This window comes from Burkholderia sp. A2 (assembly GCF_001729305.1).
Taxonomy (GTDB): Bacteria; Pseudomonadota; Gammaproteobacteria; order Burkholderiales; family Burkholderiaceae; genus Burkholderia; species Burkholderia sola.
Genome location: NZ_LZXX01000081.1, coordinates 186,980 through 203,140, shown reverse-complemented (window position 1 = coordinate 203,140; position 16,161 = coordinate 186,980). Strand labels below are relative to the sequence as shown.

Genomic DNA, 16,161 nt, shown 5'->3' with positions numbered 1-16,161 from the left:
ACAGGCGATGACGGGCGATACCCCGCTGACGATTTACCGCGACGTGGTGCGGCCGGAGTGGGTCGACTACAACGGCCACCTGCGCGATGCGTTCTACCTGCTGATCTTCAGCTTCGCGACCGATGCGTTGCTGGATCGCATCGGCCTCGACGACGCCGCGCGTCGCGAACGGGGGCGCTCGGTCTACACGCTCGAAGCGCACGTGAACTACCTGCACGAGATCAAGGAAGGCACGCCGGTGCGCGTCGATGCGCGCGTGCTCGCGCACGACGCGAAGCGGCTGCACCTGTATCTCGAACTGTTCGCCGACGGGCATGACGACGCGGTATCGGCGAGCGAGCAGATGCTGCTGCACGTCGATACGCGCGACGGTGCGAAATCGGCGCCGTTCGACGACGACGTGGCCGCGCGGGTGGCCGAACTGCATGCGTTGCAGCGCGATTGCGCGGCGCCTGCTTATGCGGGCCGCGTGATCGGGCTGCCGCCGCGCCGCTAGCGGCGCGCTTCGTTTCACGATCTTCTACCTTCGATCTTCGACCGCGGAGCGCACACGATGCTCGAACCGGAAATCGCGGCGTTCGTCGCGTCCGTCGACGCGTGGTATCCGGCCGATGCGGCGGCGCGTTCGCCCGACGAGCAGCGCCGCCTGTACGACCGCTTCGCGGCCGAATGGACGCCGGCTGCGCTGCCGGCCGGCATCGTGCAGCAGGACGCCGTGTGGCGCGCGCGGGACGGCCGCGCGATCGCGCTGCGGCGCTATACGTCCGCGCCCGGCACGTCGCGCGGCACGGTGCTGTTTTTTCATGGCGGCGGTTTCGTCGTCGGCTCGCTCGACAGCCATGCGCTGATCACCGCGCGACTGGCGGCCGATACGGGCCTCGACGTGATCGCGGTCGACTATCGGCTGGCGCCCGAACACCGTGCGCCGGCCGCGCTTGAAGATTGCGTGGAAGTCACGCGTGCCGCGCGCGATGCACGCTGGCCGTTCGGGCCGTGCGGGCATCCGCTGACGCTCGCGGGCGACAGCGCGGGCGGGATGCTCGCGGCGGCGGTGGCGACCGCGCTGCGCGATGCGGGCGAAGGGAGCGTGGACGGCATCGCGCTCGTTTATCCGATGCTCGGTTTCGAACCGCAGTCGCCCGCGCGCGAAACGGAAGCGCACGCGCCGATGCTGACGCTCGACGACGTGCATCGCTATCGCGCGCTGTACTGGGATGGTGACTTGTCCGACGTGCTGCGACACGGCAACCCGTTGTTGCGCGCGTCGGTGCCGCTCGAAGCCGGGCGTTTCGACGGCTTGCCGCCGGTGCTGGCGATCGGCGCGGAACACGATCCGCTGCGCGACGATGCGCGCGTGTACGTCGAACGGATTCGCGCGGCGGGCGGGGTCGCGCGCTACTGGATGGGAGAAGGGCTGGTGCACGGCTGCTGGCGCGCGCTCGGGACGAGCCCGCAGGCGGCGCGCATGCACCGGACGGTCGGCAGGTTCTTGCTCGCTCCACACGCGTAGCGGGCGTTTTCCGGGAGGCAACGATGCAGGCGGCAGCGCAACACCGTATCGAGGACTGGCGGACGTTTTCGGCCGACGCGGCGATCGCGGCGGCGACGATTGGCGATGGCGTGGTGGAGGTCGAGTGGAGCGACGCGCGACGATCGCCGTTCCATTTCGACTGGCTGCGCGACAACTGCGCGTGTTCCGCGTGCGTGCATGCGATTACACGCGAACAGGTGTTCGAGATCGCCGATGCGCGCGAGGATCTGTCCGCGCTCACCGTGCACGTCGAAACCGACGGCGCGCTGCATGTCGAATGGAACGACGGACACCGGAGCGCGTGGTCGCCTGGCTGGTTGCGTGCGCATGCATACGATGACGCGTCGCGCGCGGAGCGCGTGGCCGCGCACGGGCGGCACGTATGGACCGGCGACGATGCGACGGCGATCGGCGTGTTCGCGTGGCGCGACGTGATGGAGGACGATCACGCATTGCTCGCGTGGCTCGGCGCGTTGCAGCGCACGGGGCTCACGCTCGTCGAAGGCGTGCCGGCCGAGCGCGGCCGCGTCGACGAGGTCGCGCGCCGAGTCGGCCTGATCCGCGAAAGCAATTTCGGCGTGCTGTTCGACGTCGAATCGAAGCCGCGCCCGGACAGCAATGCGTATACGTCGCTGAATCTTCCGCCGCATACCGACCTGCCGACGCGCGAATTGCAGCCGGGCGTGCAGTTCCTGCATTGCCTCGCGAACGACGCGACGGGCGGCGACAGCATCTTCCTCGACGGCTTCGCGCTCGCGGACGCGCTGCGGCGCGAACATCCGGACGATTTCGAGCAGCTCGCATCGACGCCGTTCGAGTTCTGGAACAAGAGCGCGAACAGCGACTACCGCTGTTCGGCGCCGGTGATCGGGCGCGATGCGCGCGGCAACGTGACGGAAGTGCGTGTCGCGAACTTCCTGCGCGGGCCGCTCGATGCGCCGGCCGGCTCGGTCGCGGCGGTCTATCGCGCGTACCGGCGGTTCCTCGCGCTCGCGCGCGAGCCGCGCTTTCGCGTGCAGCGCCGGCTGCGGGCCGGCGACATGTGGGCCTTCGACAACCGGCGCGTGCTGCATGCGCGCACCGAGTTCGATCCGTCGACGGGCCGCCGGCACTTGCAGGGCTGCTACGTCGATCGCGACGAATTGCTGTCGCGGTGGCGCGTGTTGTCGCGGGCGGCGCCGGCCGACGCTGCGCGCTGATCGACACCCGCCGCGCATTCACGCATCCCTCGTCGGGAAAAAGCACCCGGACGCGATGCGCCCGGGCGAAGCCACCCGCTGCCGGGCGGCGGAGGTATGCGTTTCACAAAACAGACGAGCCCCGCGAAGGGGGCTCGTCCGGACTGCGTGACTTCATCGCGCGACGCGCGGCGCCCGCCGAGGGCGCATCGGCTTACTGGCCGAAGAAGATCGAGTCGCGTGCGTTCGACGAAGCGGCTGCCGGCGCGCCCGAGTGGACGAGCGGGGCCGGTTGCGCGCCGTAGCCGCTGGTGTCCGCGCCATGAACGCGCGCCTCGGCGCTCTGGATGTCGTTCGGGTAGTACGGGCTCGACACGCCCGGCTTGTAGCCGGCTTGTTCGAGCTGGACGAGTTCGTTGCGCACTTGAGCGCGCGTCACGGTGCTTTGAGCGAATGCGCCGAACGAAGCGGACAGGGCGGCAGCGGCAACGACTGCGGAAACGAGCGATTTCATGGTGACCTCCGGTGTTTTATTGAGTTCGCTCCCGACACCATGTCTTGAGCGATTGATCAAATCTTAGTCACCGGCGTGTTCAGGGTAAACGCTGATTTTGACGATAAATTGTTTCCTGGCCGGTAACAGTGCGGCGGCGCATCAGTCTTTCAACGGGCTTTCTTTTCGGGCTGCGCAATAAGTGTGAAGAATGTTGCGATCGCCGGCGCACGACTCAGCGCACTTCCGCCGCCGTATCGAACGGCCGGCCCGGCGCACGTCCGGCGGGCGCGCCGGCGCTGAGGAAGCGCACGCCCGTCGCGGCCTCCGACGCTTCCCACAGCAGCGCCGCGGCCGCCACGCTGCGCGCCGCGCGCGGCACGCTCGCCGGCGCCGGCAGCCCGCGCGATTCGAACCAGCCGGACGGACCGATGTATGCACCGCCGGCCAGATCGGGCGACGTGGCCGCATGAATCGCGGGCAGCGCGCCCTGGTCGGCCGGCTGCGCGAGATAACGGTTCGCGGCGCGCATCAGCGCGGCGCGGGCGGGCGACTGGTCCATCGCCGGGCCCGCGAACTGCAGGTTGGTCGCCGCATAGCCGGGATGCGCGGCGACGCTGATGCCGGCGAACGCCGCGCGCGCGAAGCGGCGCTGCAACTCGATCGCGAACACGAGGTTCGCGAGCTTGCTGTCGCAGTAGGCGAGATAACGGTTGTAGCGCTGCGCGGCACGCAGGTCGTCCACGCGAATCCGGCCGCCGCGGTTGAAGCCGCTCGACATCGTGACGACGCGCGCCCGGTGCGCGGCGCGCAGCGCCGGCAGCAGATGGCCGGTCAACGCGAAATGGCCGAGGTGGTTGGTGCCGAACTGCATCTCGAAGCCGTCGCGCGTGTGCCGCAGCGGCAGGAACATCACGCCGGCGTTGTTGCAGAGGATGTCGACGCGGCCGTGGCGTTCGCCGACGTCGGCCGCGAAGCGTGCAATCGACGCGAGATCGGCGAGGTCGAGCAGATCGACTTCGACGCGTGCATGAGGATGAAGCCGGCGGATTGCGTTGGCAGCCTGCGCGCCGCGTGCGGCGTCGCGGCAGCCCATCACGACCGTCGCGCCTTTCGCCGCCAGCGTTTCCGCGAGATGCCAGCCGAGCCCGCTGTTGGCGCCGGTCACGATCGCGACCTTGCCGCCTTGCGCCGGGACGTGGCGCGCGCTCCATGCATGCATGTCTGCCTCCATCGGCGCGGCCGGTCGGCCGCGGCACTTAATCGTTACATTGATCGGTGTAACGATAGTGCGGGCGGACGGAGCAGACAAGCGGGGGAATTAGACCGGCGCTTCTAGGGTTTGTGGCTTAGGGCGTGGCGTCGCAAGCCCGGCGCAGGACCGGCGCGTGTTACCTGCTGCCCGCCAGCGCGAGCACCTCGGCGGCGGAAATCATGGCGGCAGCGTTCGCGGGGGCCGGGCGCTCGGCCGGGCGGAACACTTCGTCGCCGCGGTGAATGACCTGGCGCGACAGCGCGCAGGTGCCGGTGCGCTGCGCGAAGCGACGGCGCCAGCGCTGCTCGCCGTAGTGACAGCGGCCGGGTTCGACCCAGCGGACGACGAGCAGCGTATCGGAACGTTCGAGGATTTCGACGTGGACGTCGGCGGGATCGAGCGCAGGCAGGGATTTGGAGGCCTTCATTTTGCCGTTTCCTAAAGCTCGTGCGGTTTCGGCCGTGGCAGTGGATGTCACTACCCGATGGCGAATCCGTAGCGGTTTCCATGAGTGGTGCGCTAAATGTAAGCGTCTGTGACCGGAAAAAACATCCTGTCCGGCTCGAATTACCTTTTGCCGATTTAGAAACAATCCACGCTTATTTTCTTGGAAAACCAAAGACAAAAAGCCCCGGACGGGAAGCCCGGGGCGGAAAATCGGCCCGCGCACCGTGTCTGCTCGCCCAGTCACGGGATACATCGCCGGGGGACGGAGGTGCCCGCAGGGATCCAGAGCGGGCGGGGAGGCGATGTACCGGAAGCGCGGTCCGGCAACACCATGATGGCGTGCGGCACCCGTTGGCACCCTGACGCGAACATGACTTTTTTGTCAGTTTGGCGCGGCCGCCTTGCCGGACGTTGCGCCAGAATCGGCTGAAAAGCCCACCGGTATTGGGTTTTGAGCGGATCGCGAAGCAGCACTTAAGCGCCGCTCGCGCGCCGAATTCTCGTGCGCCGCCCGGATTGACCAGCCCTGGGTAAATACTGAATCCCAATTTCGTGACAAACGCGCGATCCGTTTCTATGATTGGTTGGACCTTTGGTCCTTTGTGCCAATCGGCCGACTGTCGGCCGCCTTTTCGGGAGAGGTGCTCATGAGATTGCAGGGCAAACGCGCGCTGGTGACGGCGGCCGGGCAGGGCATCGGCCGCGCGACCGCGCTGCGGTTCGCGAGCGAAGGCGCTGACGTGCTGGCGACCGACATCAACGAAGCCGCGCTGGCGCGGCTCGAAGCCGACGCCGCGCGCGCGGGCGGCCGGCTGGCCACCCGGCGGCTCGACGTCACCGACGCGACCGACATCGCCGCACTCGCCGCGAGCGAACGCGCGTTCGACGTGCTGTTCAACTGCGCGGGCTACGTGCATCACGGCTCGATCCTCGATTGCGACGAAGACGCATGGGCGTTCTCGCTGAACCTGAACGTCACGTCGATGTACCGGCTGATCCGCGCGCTGCTGCCCGCGATGCTCGAAGCCGGCGGCGCGTCGATCGTCAACATGGCGTCGGCCGCGTCGAGCGTGAAGGGCGTGCCGAACCGCTTCGTGTACGGCACCACCAAGGCGGCCGTGATCGGGCTGACCAAGGCGGTGGCCGCCGATTTCGTCGAGCGCGGCATCCGCTGCAACGCGATCTGCCCGGGCACGATCGAGTCGCCGTCGCTGGAGCAGCGGATCGCCGACCAGGCGCGCACGCGCCACGTGTCCGCCGACGAGGTGCGCCAGGCGTTCGTCGCGCGCCAGCCGATCGGCCGCATCGGCAGCGCGGACGAAGTGGCCGCGCTCGCGCTGTACCTCGCGTCCGACGAAGCGTCGTTTACCACCGGCACGATTCACCTGATCGACGGCGGCTGGTCGAACTGACCCTGTCGACCTGATCGCGCCTCCCCATTCACATTCCGTTTCCATTCAGACAACGCTATGAAACTGCTGAGATTTGGCGACAAACACCATGAAAAGCCGGGCCTGCTCGATGCGCAAGGCCAGATTCGCGACCTGTCCGGCGTGATCGACGATATCGCCGGCGACGCGCTGACCCCTGCATCCCTCGCGCGGCTGCGCGACATCCCGCCGTCGTCGCTGCCGCTCGTCGGAGGCACGCCGCGGCTCGGCGCGTGCGTCGGCCGCGTCGGCAAGTTCATCTGCATCGGGCTCAACTACTCGGATCACGCGGCCGAATCGGGGATGGAGGTGCCGAAGGAGCCCGTCGTGTTCGGCAAGTGGACGAGCGCGATCTCGGGCCCGAACGACGACGTCGAAATCCCGCGCGGCTCGGAAAAGACCGACTGGGAAGTCGAGCTCGGCGTGGTGATCGGCCAGGGCGGCCGCTATATCGACGAAGCCGATGCGCTGTCGCACGTCGCCGGCTACTGCGTGGTGAACGACGTGTCGGAGCGCGAATACCAGCTCGAACGCGGCGGCACGTGGGACAAGGGCAAGGGCAACGACACGTTCGGCCCGATCGGCCCGTGGCTCGTGACGGCCGACGAAGTGCCCGATCCGCACGCGCTGCGGTTGTGGCTCGAGGTGGACGGCCACCGCTACCAGAACGGCACGACCGCGACGATGGTGTTCCGCGTGCCGCATCTGATCAGCTACCTGAGCCGCTTCATGAGCCTGCAGCCGGGCGACGTGATCTCGACTGGCACGCCGCCGGGCGTCGGACTCGGGCAGAAGCCGCCCGTCTACCTGCGCGCCGGACAGGTGATCACGCTCGGCATCGACGGGCTCGGCGAGCAACGCCAGCGCACCGTGCAGGCCTGATTCCCTTCAACGGACGGTTCGCCATGCCTATCATTCGATCGATGCGCGTCCTCGACGTGCGCTTTCCGACCTCGCGCCAGCTCGACGGTTCCGATGCGATGAATCCGGACCCCGATTATTCGGCGGCCTACGTCATCCTCGAAACCGACCGCGACGGGCTCGCCGGTCACGGGCTCACGTTCACCATCGGGCGCGGCAACGAAATCTGCTGCGCGGCGATCGACGCGATGCGCCACCTCGTCGTCGGCCTCGACCTCGACTGGATCCGCGAGGACATGGGCCGCTTCTGGCGGCACGTCACGTCGGACAGCCAGTTGCGCTGGATCGGCCCCGACAAGGGCGCGATCCACCTGGCGACGGGCGCCGTCGTCAATGCAGTGTGGGACCTGTGGGCGAAGGCGGTCGGCAAGCCGCTGTGGCGGCTCGTCGCCGACATGAGCCCGGAGGAACTGGTGCGGGCGATCGACTTCCGCTACCTCACCGATTGCCTGAGCCCGGACGAAGCGCTCGACCTGCTGCGCCGGCAGGCGCCCGGCAAGGCCGCGCGGATCGCCGCGCTGGCGCGCGACGGCTACCCGTGCTACACGACGTCGGCCGGCTGGCTCGGCTACAGCGACGACAAGCTGCGCCGGCTGTGCCGCGAGGCCGTGGACGAAGGTTTCGACTACGTGAAGCTGAAAGTCGGCGCGAACCTCGCCGACGACATCCGCCGCGTGACGATCGCGCGCGAGGTGATCGGCCCCGACCGCAAGCTGATGATCGACGCGAACCAGGTGTGGGAAGTCGACGAGGCGATCGACTGGGTGCGCGCGCTCGCGTTCGCGCGGCCGTGGTTCATCGAGGAGCCGACGAGCCCCGACGACGTCGAAGGGCATCGCAAGATCCGCGAGGCGATCGCGCCGGTGCAGGTCGCGACCGGCGAGATGTGCCAGAACCGCGTGCTGTTCAAGCAGTTCATCGCGCGCGGTGCGATCGACGTCGTGCAGATCGACGCGTGCCGGCTCGGCGGCGTGAACGAGATCCTCGCGGTGATGCTGATGGCCGCGAAGTACGGGCTGCCGGTGTGCCCGCATGCGGGCGGCGTCGGGCTGTGCGAATACGTGCAGCACCTGTCGATGATCGACTATGTCTGCATTTCCGGCACGAAGGAAGGGCGCGTGACCGAGTACGTCGATCACCTGCACGAGCATTTCGTCGAACCGTGCGTGGTGCGCGGCGCGGCTTACATGCCGCCGACGGCGCCCGGTTTCTCGATCGAGATGAAGCCCGAATCGCTGGAGCAGTACCGGTTCCGCGGGTGAGTAGGGCAACGCGCGACGGCGCGCGACGCACGGCGTGCGCATCGCGCGCGGCGACAACATGAACGACGGAGACGCGAAGTGGATTTGAATCTGCAAGACAGGGTCGTGATCGTGACCGGCGGCGCGTCGGGCATCGGCGCCGCGATCTCGATGCGGCTGGCCGGCGAAGGCGCGATTCCCGTAGTGTTCGCGCGCCACGCGCCCGACGACGCGTTCTGGCGTGCACTTGCGCACAAGCAGCCGCGCGCCGCGTGCATGAACGTCGAACTGCAGGACGACGCGCAGTGCCGCGACGCGGTCGCGCAGACCGTCGCGCGCTTCGGCCGCATCGACGGCCTCGTCAACAACGCGGGCATCAACGACAGCATCGGGCTCGACGCCGGGCGCGACGCGTTCGTCGCGTCGCTCGAACGCAACCTGATCCATTACTACGTGATCGCGCATTACTGCGTGCCGCACCTGAAGGCGACGCGCGGCGCGATCGTCAACATCTCGTCGAAGACGGCCGTCACCGGGCAGGGCAACACGAGCGGCTATTGCGCGTCGAAGGGCGCGCAGCTCGCGCTGACGCGCGAATGGGCGGTTGCATTGCGTCACGACGGCGTGCGCGTGAATGCGGTGATTCCCGCGGAGGTGATGACGCCGCTCTACCAGAACTGGATCGCGGGTTTCGACGATCCCGAAGCGAAAGTCGCGGAAATCGCCGGCAAGGTGCCGCTCGGCCAGCGCTTCACGACGGCGGACGAGATCGCCGATACGGCGGTGTTCCTGCTGTCGGATCGCGCATCGCACACGACGGGCCAGTGGCTGTTCGTCGACGGCGGCTATACGCATCTCGATCGTGCGATCAGCTGAGGGCCGCGCGCGATGCAACCCGACCTGAACCCGAACACCGCGCCGCCGCTGATCGCGCTGACCGGCATCGGCAAGCGCTTTCCCGGCGTGCAGGCGCTCGACGATTGCCGTTTCGACCTGCGTGCGGGCGAAGTGCATGCGCTGATGGGCGAGAACGGCGCCGGCAAGTCGACGCTGATGAAGATTCTCGCGGGCGTTTATCCGCGCGACGCGGGCGAGATCCGGATGGACGGCCGCCCGGTGGAGATCGCCGACCCGCGTGCCGCGCAGGCGCTCGGCATCGGCATCATCCATCAGGAGCTGAACCTGATGAATCACCTGAGCGTCGCGCAGAACATCTTCATCGGCCGCGAGCCGCGCGGCCGCTTCGGCGTGTTCGTCGACGAAGACCGGCTGAATCGGGACGCTACCGCGATCTTCCAGCGGATGCGGCTCGATCTCGACCCGCGCACGCCCGTGGGCCGGCTGACGGTCGCGAAGCAGCAGATGGTCGAGATCGCGAAGGCGCTGTCGTTCGACTCGCGCGTGCTGATCATGGACGAGCCGACCGCCGCGCTGAACAACGCGGAGATCGCCGAGCTGTTTCGCATCATCCGCGACCTGCGCGCGCACGGCGTCGGCATCGTCTACATCTCGCACAAGATGGACGAGCTGCGCCAGATCGCCGATCGCGTGACCGTGATGCGCGACGGCAAGTACGTCGCGACCGTGCCGATGGCGGACACGTCGATGGACACGATCATCTCGATGATGGTCGGCCGCCAGCTCGATGCGGAAACCCGCACACCGCCCGATACGTCCACGAACGAGATTGCGCTCGAAGTGCGCGGGCTGTCGCGCGGCCGTGCGATCCGCGACGTCGGCTTCACGCTGCGGCGCGGCGAGATCCTCGGCTTCGCCGGGCTGATGGGCGCGGGCCGCACCGAGGTCGCACGCGCGGTGTTCGGCGCGGACCCGGTCGATGCAGGCGAGATCCGCGTGCACGGCCGGCCCGTGACGATCCGCACGCCGGCCGACGCGGTGAAATATGGCATCGGCTATCTGTCCGAGGATCGCAAGCATTTCGGGCTCGCGGTCGGGATGGACGTGCAGAACAACATCGCGCTGTCGAGCATGCGCCGCTTCGTGCGCCGCGGCGTGTTCCTCGATGCGCGCGCGATGCGCGATGCCGCGCAGTCGTACGTGCGTCAGCTCGCGATCCGCACGCCGTCGGTCGCGCAACCCGCGCGGCTGCTGTCGGGCGGCAACCAGCAGAAGATCGTGATCGCGAAGTGGCTGCTGCGCGACTGCGACATCCTGTTCTTCGACGAGCCGACGCGCGGCATCGACGTCGGCGCGAAAAGCGAGATCTACAAGCTGCTCGATGCGCTCGCCGCCGACGGCAAGGCGATCGTGATGATCTCGTCGGAGTTGCCCGAGGTGCTGCGCATGAGCCACCGGATTCTCGTGATGTGCGAAGGCCGCGTGACCGGGGAATTGCGCGCGGCCGACGCCACGCAGGAAAAGATCATGCAGCTCGCGACGCAGCGCGAGTCGACCGTGTTGTCCTGATTGTCCCGATTCAGACGCCTAACGATCATGTCCAACGATACGCATCCCGTTCCGCCCCTGGCCACTGGCGACACGCCGGCAGCCGCATCGCGCCTGAAATCGCGCTTCTTCAACCCGGCCGCGCGGCAGAAGCTGCTCGCGTTCGCGAGCCTCGTGCTGCTGATCGTATTCTTCAGCTTCGCGTCGTCGAACTTCCTCGACGTCGACAACCTCGTGTCGATCCTGCAGGCGACCGCCGTGAACGGCGTGCTGGCCGTCGCCTGCACGTACGTGATCATCACGTCCGGCATCGATCTGTCCGTCGGCACGCTGATGACGTTCTGCGCGGTGATGGCCGGCGTCGTGCTGACGAAATGGGGGATGCCGCTGCCGCTCGGCATCCTGGCCGCGTTGTGCTTCGGTGCGCTGTCCGGCTGCGTGTCGGGCTTCGTGATCGCGAAGATGAAGGTGCCGCCGTTCATCGCGACGCTCGGCATGATGATGCTGCTCAAGGGGCTGTCGCTCGTGATCTCGGGCACGCGGCCGATCTACTTCAACGACACGCCGGGCTTCACGTCGATCGCGCAGGATTCGCTGATCGGCAACCTGATTCCCGCGCTGCCGATTCCGAACGCGGTGCTGATCCTGTTCCTCGTCGCGATCGGCGCGTCGATCGTGCTGAACCGGACGATCTTCGGCCGCTACACGTTCGCGCTCGGCAGCAACGAGGAGGCGCTCAGGCTATCCGGCGTGAACGTCGATGCGTGGAAGATCGCGGTCTACACGTTCAGCGGCGCGGTGTGCGGCATCGCCGGGCTGCTGATCGCGTCGCGGCTGAACTCCGCGCAGCCGGCGCTCGGGCAAGGCTACGAGCTCGACGCGATCGCGGCCGTCGTGATCGGCGGCACGTCGCTGTCGGGCGGCGCGGGCAGCATCGTCGGCACCATCATCGGCGCGTTCATCATGAGCGTGCTGACCAACGGCCTGCGCATCATGTCGGTCGCGCAGGAATGGCAGACGGTCGTGACGGGCGTGATCATCATCCTCGCCGTCTATGTGGACATCCTGCGCCGGCGTCGCCGCTGACACACGCAGGCATGCGCTTCACCGCCGGTTTCGGCCGGCATTTCATCCGATACGAAAAAAGGAGACGCGAAGTGATCAGGAGCAAGGTGTTGAACGCGATCGTCGGGCTGACGTTCGCCGTTGGCGTCACGGCCGGCGCGCACGCGCAGGAAACCTACATCCCGCTGATCTCGAAAGGCTTCCAGCATCAGTTCTGGCAGGCCGTGAAATCGGGCGCGACGCAGGCCGCGAAGGACTACAAGGTGAAGGTGACGTTCGAAGGGCCGGAAACCGAGGCGATGGTCGACAAGCAGATCGACATGCTGTCGGCCGCGATCGCGAAGAAACCGGCCGCGCTTGGCTTCGCGGCGCTCGACAGCAAGGCCGCGCTGCCGCTGCTGAAGAAGGCGCAGGCCGAGAAGATCCCGGTGATCGCGTTCGACTCGGGCGTCGACAGCGACATTCCGGTGACGACGGCCGCGACCAACAACAAGGCGGCCGCCGCGCTCGCCGCCGACAAGCTCGCCGCGCTGATCGGCGACGAAGGGCAGGTGGCGGTGGTCGCGCACGACCAGACGAGCCGCACCGGCATCGACCGCCGCGACGGCTTCCTCGACCGGATGAAGTCGGCGCACCCGAAGGTGCAGGTCGTGACCGTGCAGTACGGCGAAGGCGATCAGTTGAAGTCGACCGAAGTGACGAAGTCGATCTTGCAGGCGTATCCGAAGCTCAAGGGGCTGTTCGGCACCAACGAAGGTTCGGCGATCGGCGTGGTCAACGGCGTGCGCGAGATGAAGCGCAAGGTCGTGATCGTCGGCTACGATTCCGGCAAGCAGCAGAAGGACGCGATCCGCAGCGGGCTGATGGCCGGCGCGATCACGCAGAACCCGATCGGCATCGGCTACAAGACGGTCGAGGCGGCCGTGAAGGCGATCAAGGGCGAGAAGCTGCCGAAGGTCATCGATACCGGGTTCTACTGGTACGACAAGACCAATATCGACGATCCGAAGATCGCGGCGGTGTTGTACGACTGAACGTGGCGGACGGGCGGCGGCGAGGCGGGCCGTCGCCGCCGCGGTGATCGGACACGAGGGCATCATGGGCGCAGTGCGTATCGATTCGCATCAGCACTTCTGGCGTTATCGCGCGGCCGACTATCCGTGGATCGGCCCCGGGATGGGCGTGCTCGCGCGCGACTACCTGCCCGACGCACTGTGGCCGCAGATGCATGCGCAGGCGCTCGGCGCGTCGATTGCGGTGCAGGCGCGCGCCGGGCGCGACGAGACGGCGTTCCTGCTCGATCTGGCGCGCGACGACGCACGCATCGCGGCCGTGGTCGGCTGGGAGGATCTCGGTGCGCCGGCGCTGGCCGACCGCGTCGCCGAGTGGCGCAGCCCGAAGCTGCGCGGTTTCCGTCATCAGGTGCAGGACGAAGCCGACGTCGGCGCGTTCGTCGCGGATCCCGGCTTCAATCGCGGCGTCGCGTGGCTGCAGGCGAACGGCTATGTCTACGACGTGCTCGTGTTCGAGCGCCAGTTGCCGGACGTGCAAGCGTTCTGCGCGCGGCACGATGCGCACTGGCTCGTGCTCGACCATGCCGGCAAGCCTGCGCTCGCCGAGTTCGCGCGCGACGACACGGCGCTCGCGCGCTGGCGCGCGTCGCTGCATGAACTCGGCGCGCTGCCGCACGTCGCGTGCAAGCTGTCGGGGCTCGTGACCGAAGCCGACTGGCGGCGCGGCCTGCGCGCGCAGGACATCCGGCATATCGAGCAGTGTCTCGACGCGGCGCTCGACGCGTTCGGCCCGCAGCGGCTGATGTTCGGGTCGGACTGGCCCGTGTGCCTGCTCGCGGCGTCGTACGACGAGGTCGCGTCGCTCGTCGAACGCTGGGCCGAAGCGCGGCTGTCGGCGGCCGAACGCGCCGCGTTGTGGGGCGGCACGGCCGCGCGCTGCTACGCGGTGCCGGGCGATGTGAAGCGCGGCATATAAAATAGGCGCGAACGGCCCAGGCAATGTTCGGGCCGTCCGGAACGAAACCGATTACCAGCGTCAACGTATGTCCATCCAGCCGATTCAGAACCGCCGCCTCTACCAGCAGATCGCCGACAAGCTCAGTGCGATGATCGAGTCCGGCGATTTTCCGCCGGGCAGCTATCTGCCGCCCGAGCGCGAACTCGCCGAACGGTTCGGCGTGTCGCGCACGTCGGTGCGCGAGGCGCTGATCGCGCTCGAAGTGAACGGGCTCGTCAGCGTGCGCGTGGGCGACGGCGTGAAGGTGCGCCATCCCGAGACGGCCGCCGCGCCCGAACCTGCATCGGCGCCCAACGCGACGGTCGCGCCGTTCTCGATCGTCGAGATCGATCCGGAGCTCGGCATCGCGCTCGACCTCGACACCGAAATCCCGCCGTTCGCGCTGCTGCAGGCGCGCCGGCTGATCGAGCCGGAAGCCGCGTCGCTGGCCGCAAAGCATGGCTCGGATGCGCAGATCGAAGGGATTCACGAAGCATTTCTGCGCAATCAGGACGACAACCGCAGCGGCTCGCTCACGCACCCGGGCGACCGGCTGTTCCATATCCGCATCGCGGAAGCGAGCGACAACGCCGCGTATGCGCTGATGATCAAGCAGTTGCTCGCGCACAAGTACGACCCGATGTTCCAGCGGCTGCAGTCGCTGTACATGCCGAACGACATGCCGCACCGGTCGGAGCGCGAGCATCGCGCGATCCTCGATGCGATCCGCGCGCGCGACCCCGACGCCGCGCGCCGGGCGATGGCCGAGCATCTCGACGAAGTGATCCGCATTTTCGGCCGCGCGCTCGATTGAGTGCGCGAGTCGATTTTCTGCATGTTCGCCAGCGGCGGACGCGATGCGGTGCTTCCCGGCTGCTGACGCGCCCTCCGTACCGCGCGAGGACACCGGCCGTCGGGACCGAACGAACGCCGCGATGCGAGCGACGCGCGCCGACCCACCGGCATGCCGCTCGTGCGCCGAATGGAGTGTGACGAATGCGCGTGAACGATTGCCACAATTTCCACGACTTCCGCGAGCTGGCGCGACGACGGTTGCCGGGGCCGATCTTCAATTACATCGACGGTGCGGCCGACGATGAAACCACGTATCGACGCAACACGAGCGCGTTCGAAAGCTGCGATCTGGTGCCGAACGTGCTGCGCGGCGTGCGCGATGTCGATCTGTCGGTGACGGTCATGGGGCAGAGGCTCGGCATGCCGGTTTACTGCTCGCCGACCGCGCTGCAACGCCTGTTTCATCATGACGGCGAGCGGGCCGTCGCCGCCGCGGCCGCGAAATTCGACACGATGTTCGGCGTGTCGTCGCTCGGCACCGTGAGCCTCGAAGAAGCCCGTGCGATCAGCCCGGGCCCGCAGGTGTACCAGTTCTACTTCCACAAGGACCGCGGCCTCAACCGCGAAATGATGAACCGCTCGCGGCAGGCCGGCGTGAACGTGATGATGCTGACGGTGGACAGCATCACCGGCGGCAATCGCGAGCGCGACAAGCGAACCGGCTTCTCGATTCCGTTCCGGCTGACGCTCGCGGGGCTGACCGAATTCGCGTTGAAGCCGGCCTGGGCGGTCAACTACCTGACCCACGAGCGATTCCGTTTGCCGCAACTCGACCGGCATGTCGACATGGGCGGCGGCGCGATGTCGATCAGCCGCTACTTCACGGACATGCTGGATCCGTCGATGTCGTGGGACGACGTCGCCGCGATGGTGCGGGAGTGGAACGGGCAGTTTTGCCTGAAAGGCGTGATGTCGGTCGACGACGCGCGCCGGGCGGTGGACATCGGTTGCACCGGCATCGTGCTGTCGAATCACGGCGGGCGGCAACTCGACGGTTCGCGCGCCGCGTTCGACCAGCTTGCCGAGGTGGTCGACGCGGTGGGAGACCGGATCGACGTGATGATGGACGGCGGCGTGCAACGGGGTTCGCACGTGCTCAAGGCGCTGGCGCTCGGTGCGAAGGCGGTTGGCCTGGGGCGCTATTACCTGTTTCCGCTCGCCGCCGCCGGGCAGCCCGGCGTCGAGCGTGCGCTGCAGCTGATGCGCACGGAAGTCGAACGGGACATGCGGCTGATGGGCTGCGCGTCCGTTTCGCAACTCGGGCGAAATCAGCTTCGCTTTCGCTGACGACGGGTTTCGGCGCCAGCCGGGCCTTCGTGCCGGCGCCGG

16 protein-coding genes are annotated in these 16,161 nt (G+C 67.8%); 13 read left to right on the top strand and 3 right to left on the bottom strand.

Annotated elements, in window-relative coordinates; all coding sequences use genetic code 11:
• Positions 1–7 precede the first annotated feature (7 nt).
• From A9Z05_RS06815 to A9Z05_RS06805, 3 genes are read left to right on the top strand one after another with little or no spacing between them, the layout of a single operon-like run.
• A complete protein-coding gene (locus A9Z05_RS06815) occupies positions 8–496 on the top strand; it encodes a thioesterase family protein (protein ID WP_048243371.1) in 489 nt (162 codons plus the stop codon).
• 57 nt (positions 497–553) lie between these two features.
• On the top strand, positions 554–1,510 hold the full coding sequence (locus A9Z05_RS06810; RefSeq protein ID WP_069617410.1) for an alpha/beta hydrolase: 957 nt from the start codon (positions 554–556) through the stop codon (positions 1,508–1,510).
• A 23-nt stretch (positions 1,511–1,533) separates the two neighbouring features.
• A complete protein-coding gene (locus A9Z05_RS06805; protein WP_069617409.1) occupies positions 1,534–2,730 on the top strand; it encodes a TauD/TfdA family dioxygenase in 1,197 nt (398 codons plus the stop codon).
• A gap of 193 nt (positions 2,731–2,923) precedes the next feature.
• On the opposite strand, the gene A9Z05_RS06800 is transcribed toward A9Z05_RS06805, so the two are convergent.
• From A9Z05_RS06800 to A9Z05_RS06790, 3 genes are all read right to left on the bottom strand, one after another.
• The gene (locus tag A9Z05_RS06800; RefSeq protein ID WP_050012329.1) at positions 2,924–3,223 is read right to left on the bottom strand and encodes a DUF4148 domain-containing protein; all 300 of its coding nucleotides are present in this window, start codon (positions 3,221–3,223) and stop codon (positions 2,924–2,926) included.
• Between the two features lie 214 nt (positions 3,224–3,437).
• Complete coding sequence (locus tag A9Z05_RS06795) at positions 3,438–4,424, bottom strand: oxidoreductase (RefSeq protein ID WP_069617408.1); 987 nt, start codon at positions 4,422–4,424, stop codon at positions 3,438–3,440.
• 169 nt (positions 4,425–4,593) lie between these two features.
• The gene (locus A9Z05_RS06790; RefSeq protein ID WP_006484717.1) at positions 4,594–4,884 is read right to left on the bottom strand and encodes a DUF3331 domain-containing protein; all 291 of its coding nucleotides are present in this window, start codon (positions 4,882–4,884) and stop codon (positions 4,594–4,596) included.
• Positions 4,885–5,551: 667 nt separating this feature from the next.
• Here A9Z05_RS06790 and A9Z05_RS06785 point away from each other — a divergent pair.
• The 10 genes from A9Z05_RS06785 to A9Z05_RS06740 all read left to right on the top strand — a co-directional run bounded on the left by A9Z05_RS06785 (position 5,552) and on the right by A9Z05_RS06740 (position 16,119).
• Complete coding sequence (locus tag A9Z05_RS06785) at positions 5,552–6,316, top strand: SDR family oxidoreductase (protein WP_069617407.1); 765 nt, start codon at positions 5,552–5,554, stop codon at positions 6,314–6,316.
• A 57-nt stretch (positions 6,317–6,373) separates the two neighbouring features.
• On the top strand, positions 6,374–7,216 hold the full coding sequence (locus A9Z05_RS06780; RefSeq protein WP_069617406.1) for an ureidoglycolate lyase: 843 nt from the start codon (positions 6,374–6,376) through the stop codon (positions 7,214–7,216).
• 23 nt (positions 7,217–7,239) lie between these two features.
• The gene (locus A9Z05_RS06775; RefSeq protein WP_069617405.1) at positions 7,240–8,517 is read left to right on the top strand and encodes an L-fuconate dehydratase; all 1,278 of its coding nucleotides are present in this window, start codon (positions 7,240–7,242) and stop codon (positions 8,515–8,517) included.
• Between the two features lie 78 nt (positions 8,518–8,595).
• Positions 8,596–9,372 carry an SDR family oxidoreductase gene (locus A9Z05_RS06770; RefSeq protein ID WP_069617404.1) on the top strand — a complete coding sequence of 259 codons (777 nt, stop codon included), beginning with the start codon at positions 8,596–8,598 and terminating at the stop codon, positions 9,370–9,372.
• Positions 9,373–9,384: 12 nt separating this feature from the next.
• On the top strand, positions 9,385–10,923 hold the full coding sequence (locus A9Z05_RS06765; RefSeq protein WP_069617403.1) for a sugar ABC transporter ATP-binding protein: 1,539 nt from the start codon (positions 9,385–9,387) through the stop codon (positions 10,921–10,923).
• A gap of 27 nt (positions 10,924–10,950) precedes the next feature.
• Positions 10,951–11,988 (top strand): ABC transporter permease, encoded by a 1,038-nt coding sequence (locus A9Z05_RS06760; RefSeq protein ID WP_069617402.1) that lies wholly within the window; start codon positions 10,951–10,953, stop codon positions 11,986–11,988.
• 71 nt (positions 11,989–12,059) lie between these two features.
• Positions 12,060–13,001, top strand: a complete 942-nt coding sequence (locus A9Z05_RS06755; RefSeq protein ID WP_050012448.1) for an ABC transporter substrate-binding protein — start codon at positions 12,060–12,062, stop codon at positions 12,999–13,001.
• Between the two features lie 64 nt (positions 13,002–13,065).
• Positions 13,066–13,956 (top strand): amidohydrolase, encoded by an 891-nt coding sequence (locus tag A9Z05_RS06750; protein WP_069617401.1) that lies wholly within the window; start codon positions 13,066–13,068, stop codon positions 13,954–13,956.
• 67 nt (positions 13,957–14,023) lie between these two features.
• Positions 14,024–14,791, top strand: a complete 768-nt coding sequence (locus A9Z05_RS06745; protein ID WP_069617400.1) for a FadR/GntR family transcriptional regulator — start codon at positions 14,024–14,026, stop codon at positions 14,789–14,791.
• A gap of 182 nt (positions 14,792–14,973) precedes the next feature.
• Positions 14,974–16,119: an alpha-hydroxy acid oxidase gene (locus A9Z05_RS06740; protein ID WP_069617399.1), complete on the top strand. Its 1,146-nt coding sequence runs from the start codon at positions 14,974–14,976 to the stop codon at positions 16,117–16,119.
• Positions 16,120–16,161 lie beyond the last annotated feature (42 nt).

Coding starts and splice junctions, on each gene's coding strand:
- A9Z05_RS06815 (WP_048243371.1), top strand. CDS start 8: ATGACGGGCGATACCCCGCTGACGATTTACCGCGACGTGGTGCGGCCG.
- A9Z05_RS06810 (WP_069617410.1), top strand. CDS start 554: ATGCTCGAACCGGAAATCGCGGCGTTCGTCGCGTCCGTCGACGCGTGG.
- A9Z05_RS06805 (WP_069617409.1), top strand. CDS start 1,534: ATGCAGGCGGCAGCGCAACACCGTATCGAGGACTGGCGGACGTTTTCG.
- A9Z05_RS06800 (WP_050012329.1), bottom strand. CDS start 3,223: ATGAAATCGCTCGTTTCCGCAGTCGTTGCCGCTGCCGCCCTGTCCGCT.
- A9Z05_RS06795 (WP_069617408.1), bottom strand. CDS start 4,424: ATGCATGCATGGAGCGCGCGCCACGTCCCGGCGCAAGGCGGCAAGGTC.
- A9Z05_RS06790 (WP_006484717.1), bottom strand. CDS start 4,884: ATGAAGGCCTCCAAATCCCTGCCTGCGCTCGATCCCGCCGACGTCCAC.
- A9Z05_RS06785 (WP_069617407.1), top strand. CDS start 5,552: ATGAGATTGCAGGGCAAACGCGCGCTGGTGACGGCGGCCGGGCAGGGC.
- A9Z05_RS06780 (WP_069617406.1), top strand. CDS start 6,374: ATGAAACTGCTGAGATTTGGCGACAAACACCATGAAAAGCCGGGCCTG.
- A9Z05_RS06775 (WP_069617405.1), top strand. CDS start 7,240: ATGCCTATCATTCGATCGATGCGCGTCCTCGACGTGCGCTTTCCGACC.
- A9Z05_RS06765 (WP_069617403.1), top strand. CDS start 9,385: ATGCAACCCGACCTGAACCCGAACACCGCGCCGCCGCTGATCGCGCTG.
- A9Z05_RS06760 (WP_069617402.1), top strand. CDS start 10,951: ATGTCCAACGATACGCATCCCGTTCCGCCCCTGGCCACTGGCGACACG.
- A9Z05_RS06750 (WP_069617401.1), top strand. CDS start 13,066: ATGGGCGCAGTGCGTATCGATTCGCATCAGCACTTCTGGCGTTATCGC.
- A9Z05_RS06745 (WP_069617400.1), top strand. CDS start 14,024: ATGTCCATCCAGCCGATTCAGAACCGCCGCCTCTACCAGCAGATCGCC.
- A9Z05_RS06740 (WP_069617399.1), top strand. CDS start 14,974: ATGCGCGTGAACGATTGCCACAATTTCCACGACTTCCGCGAGCTGGCG.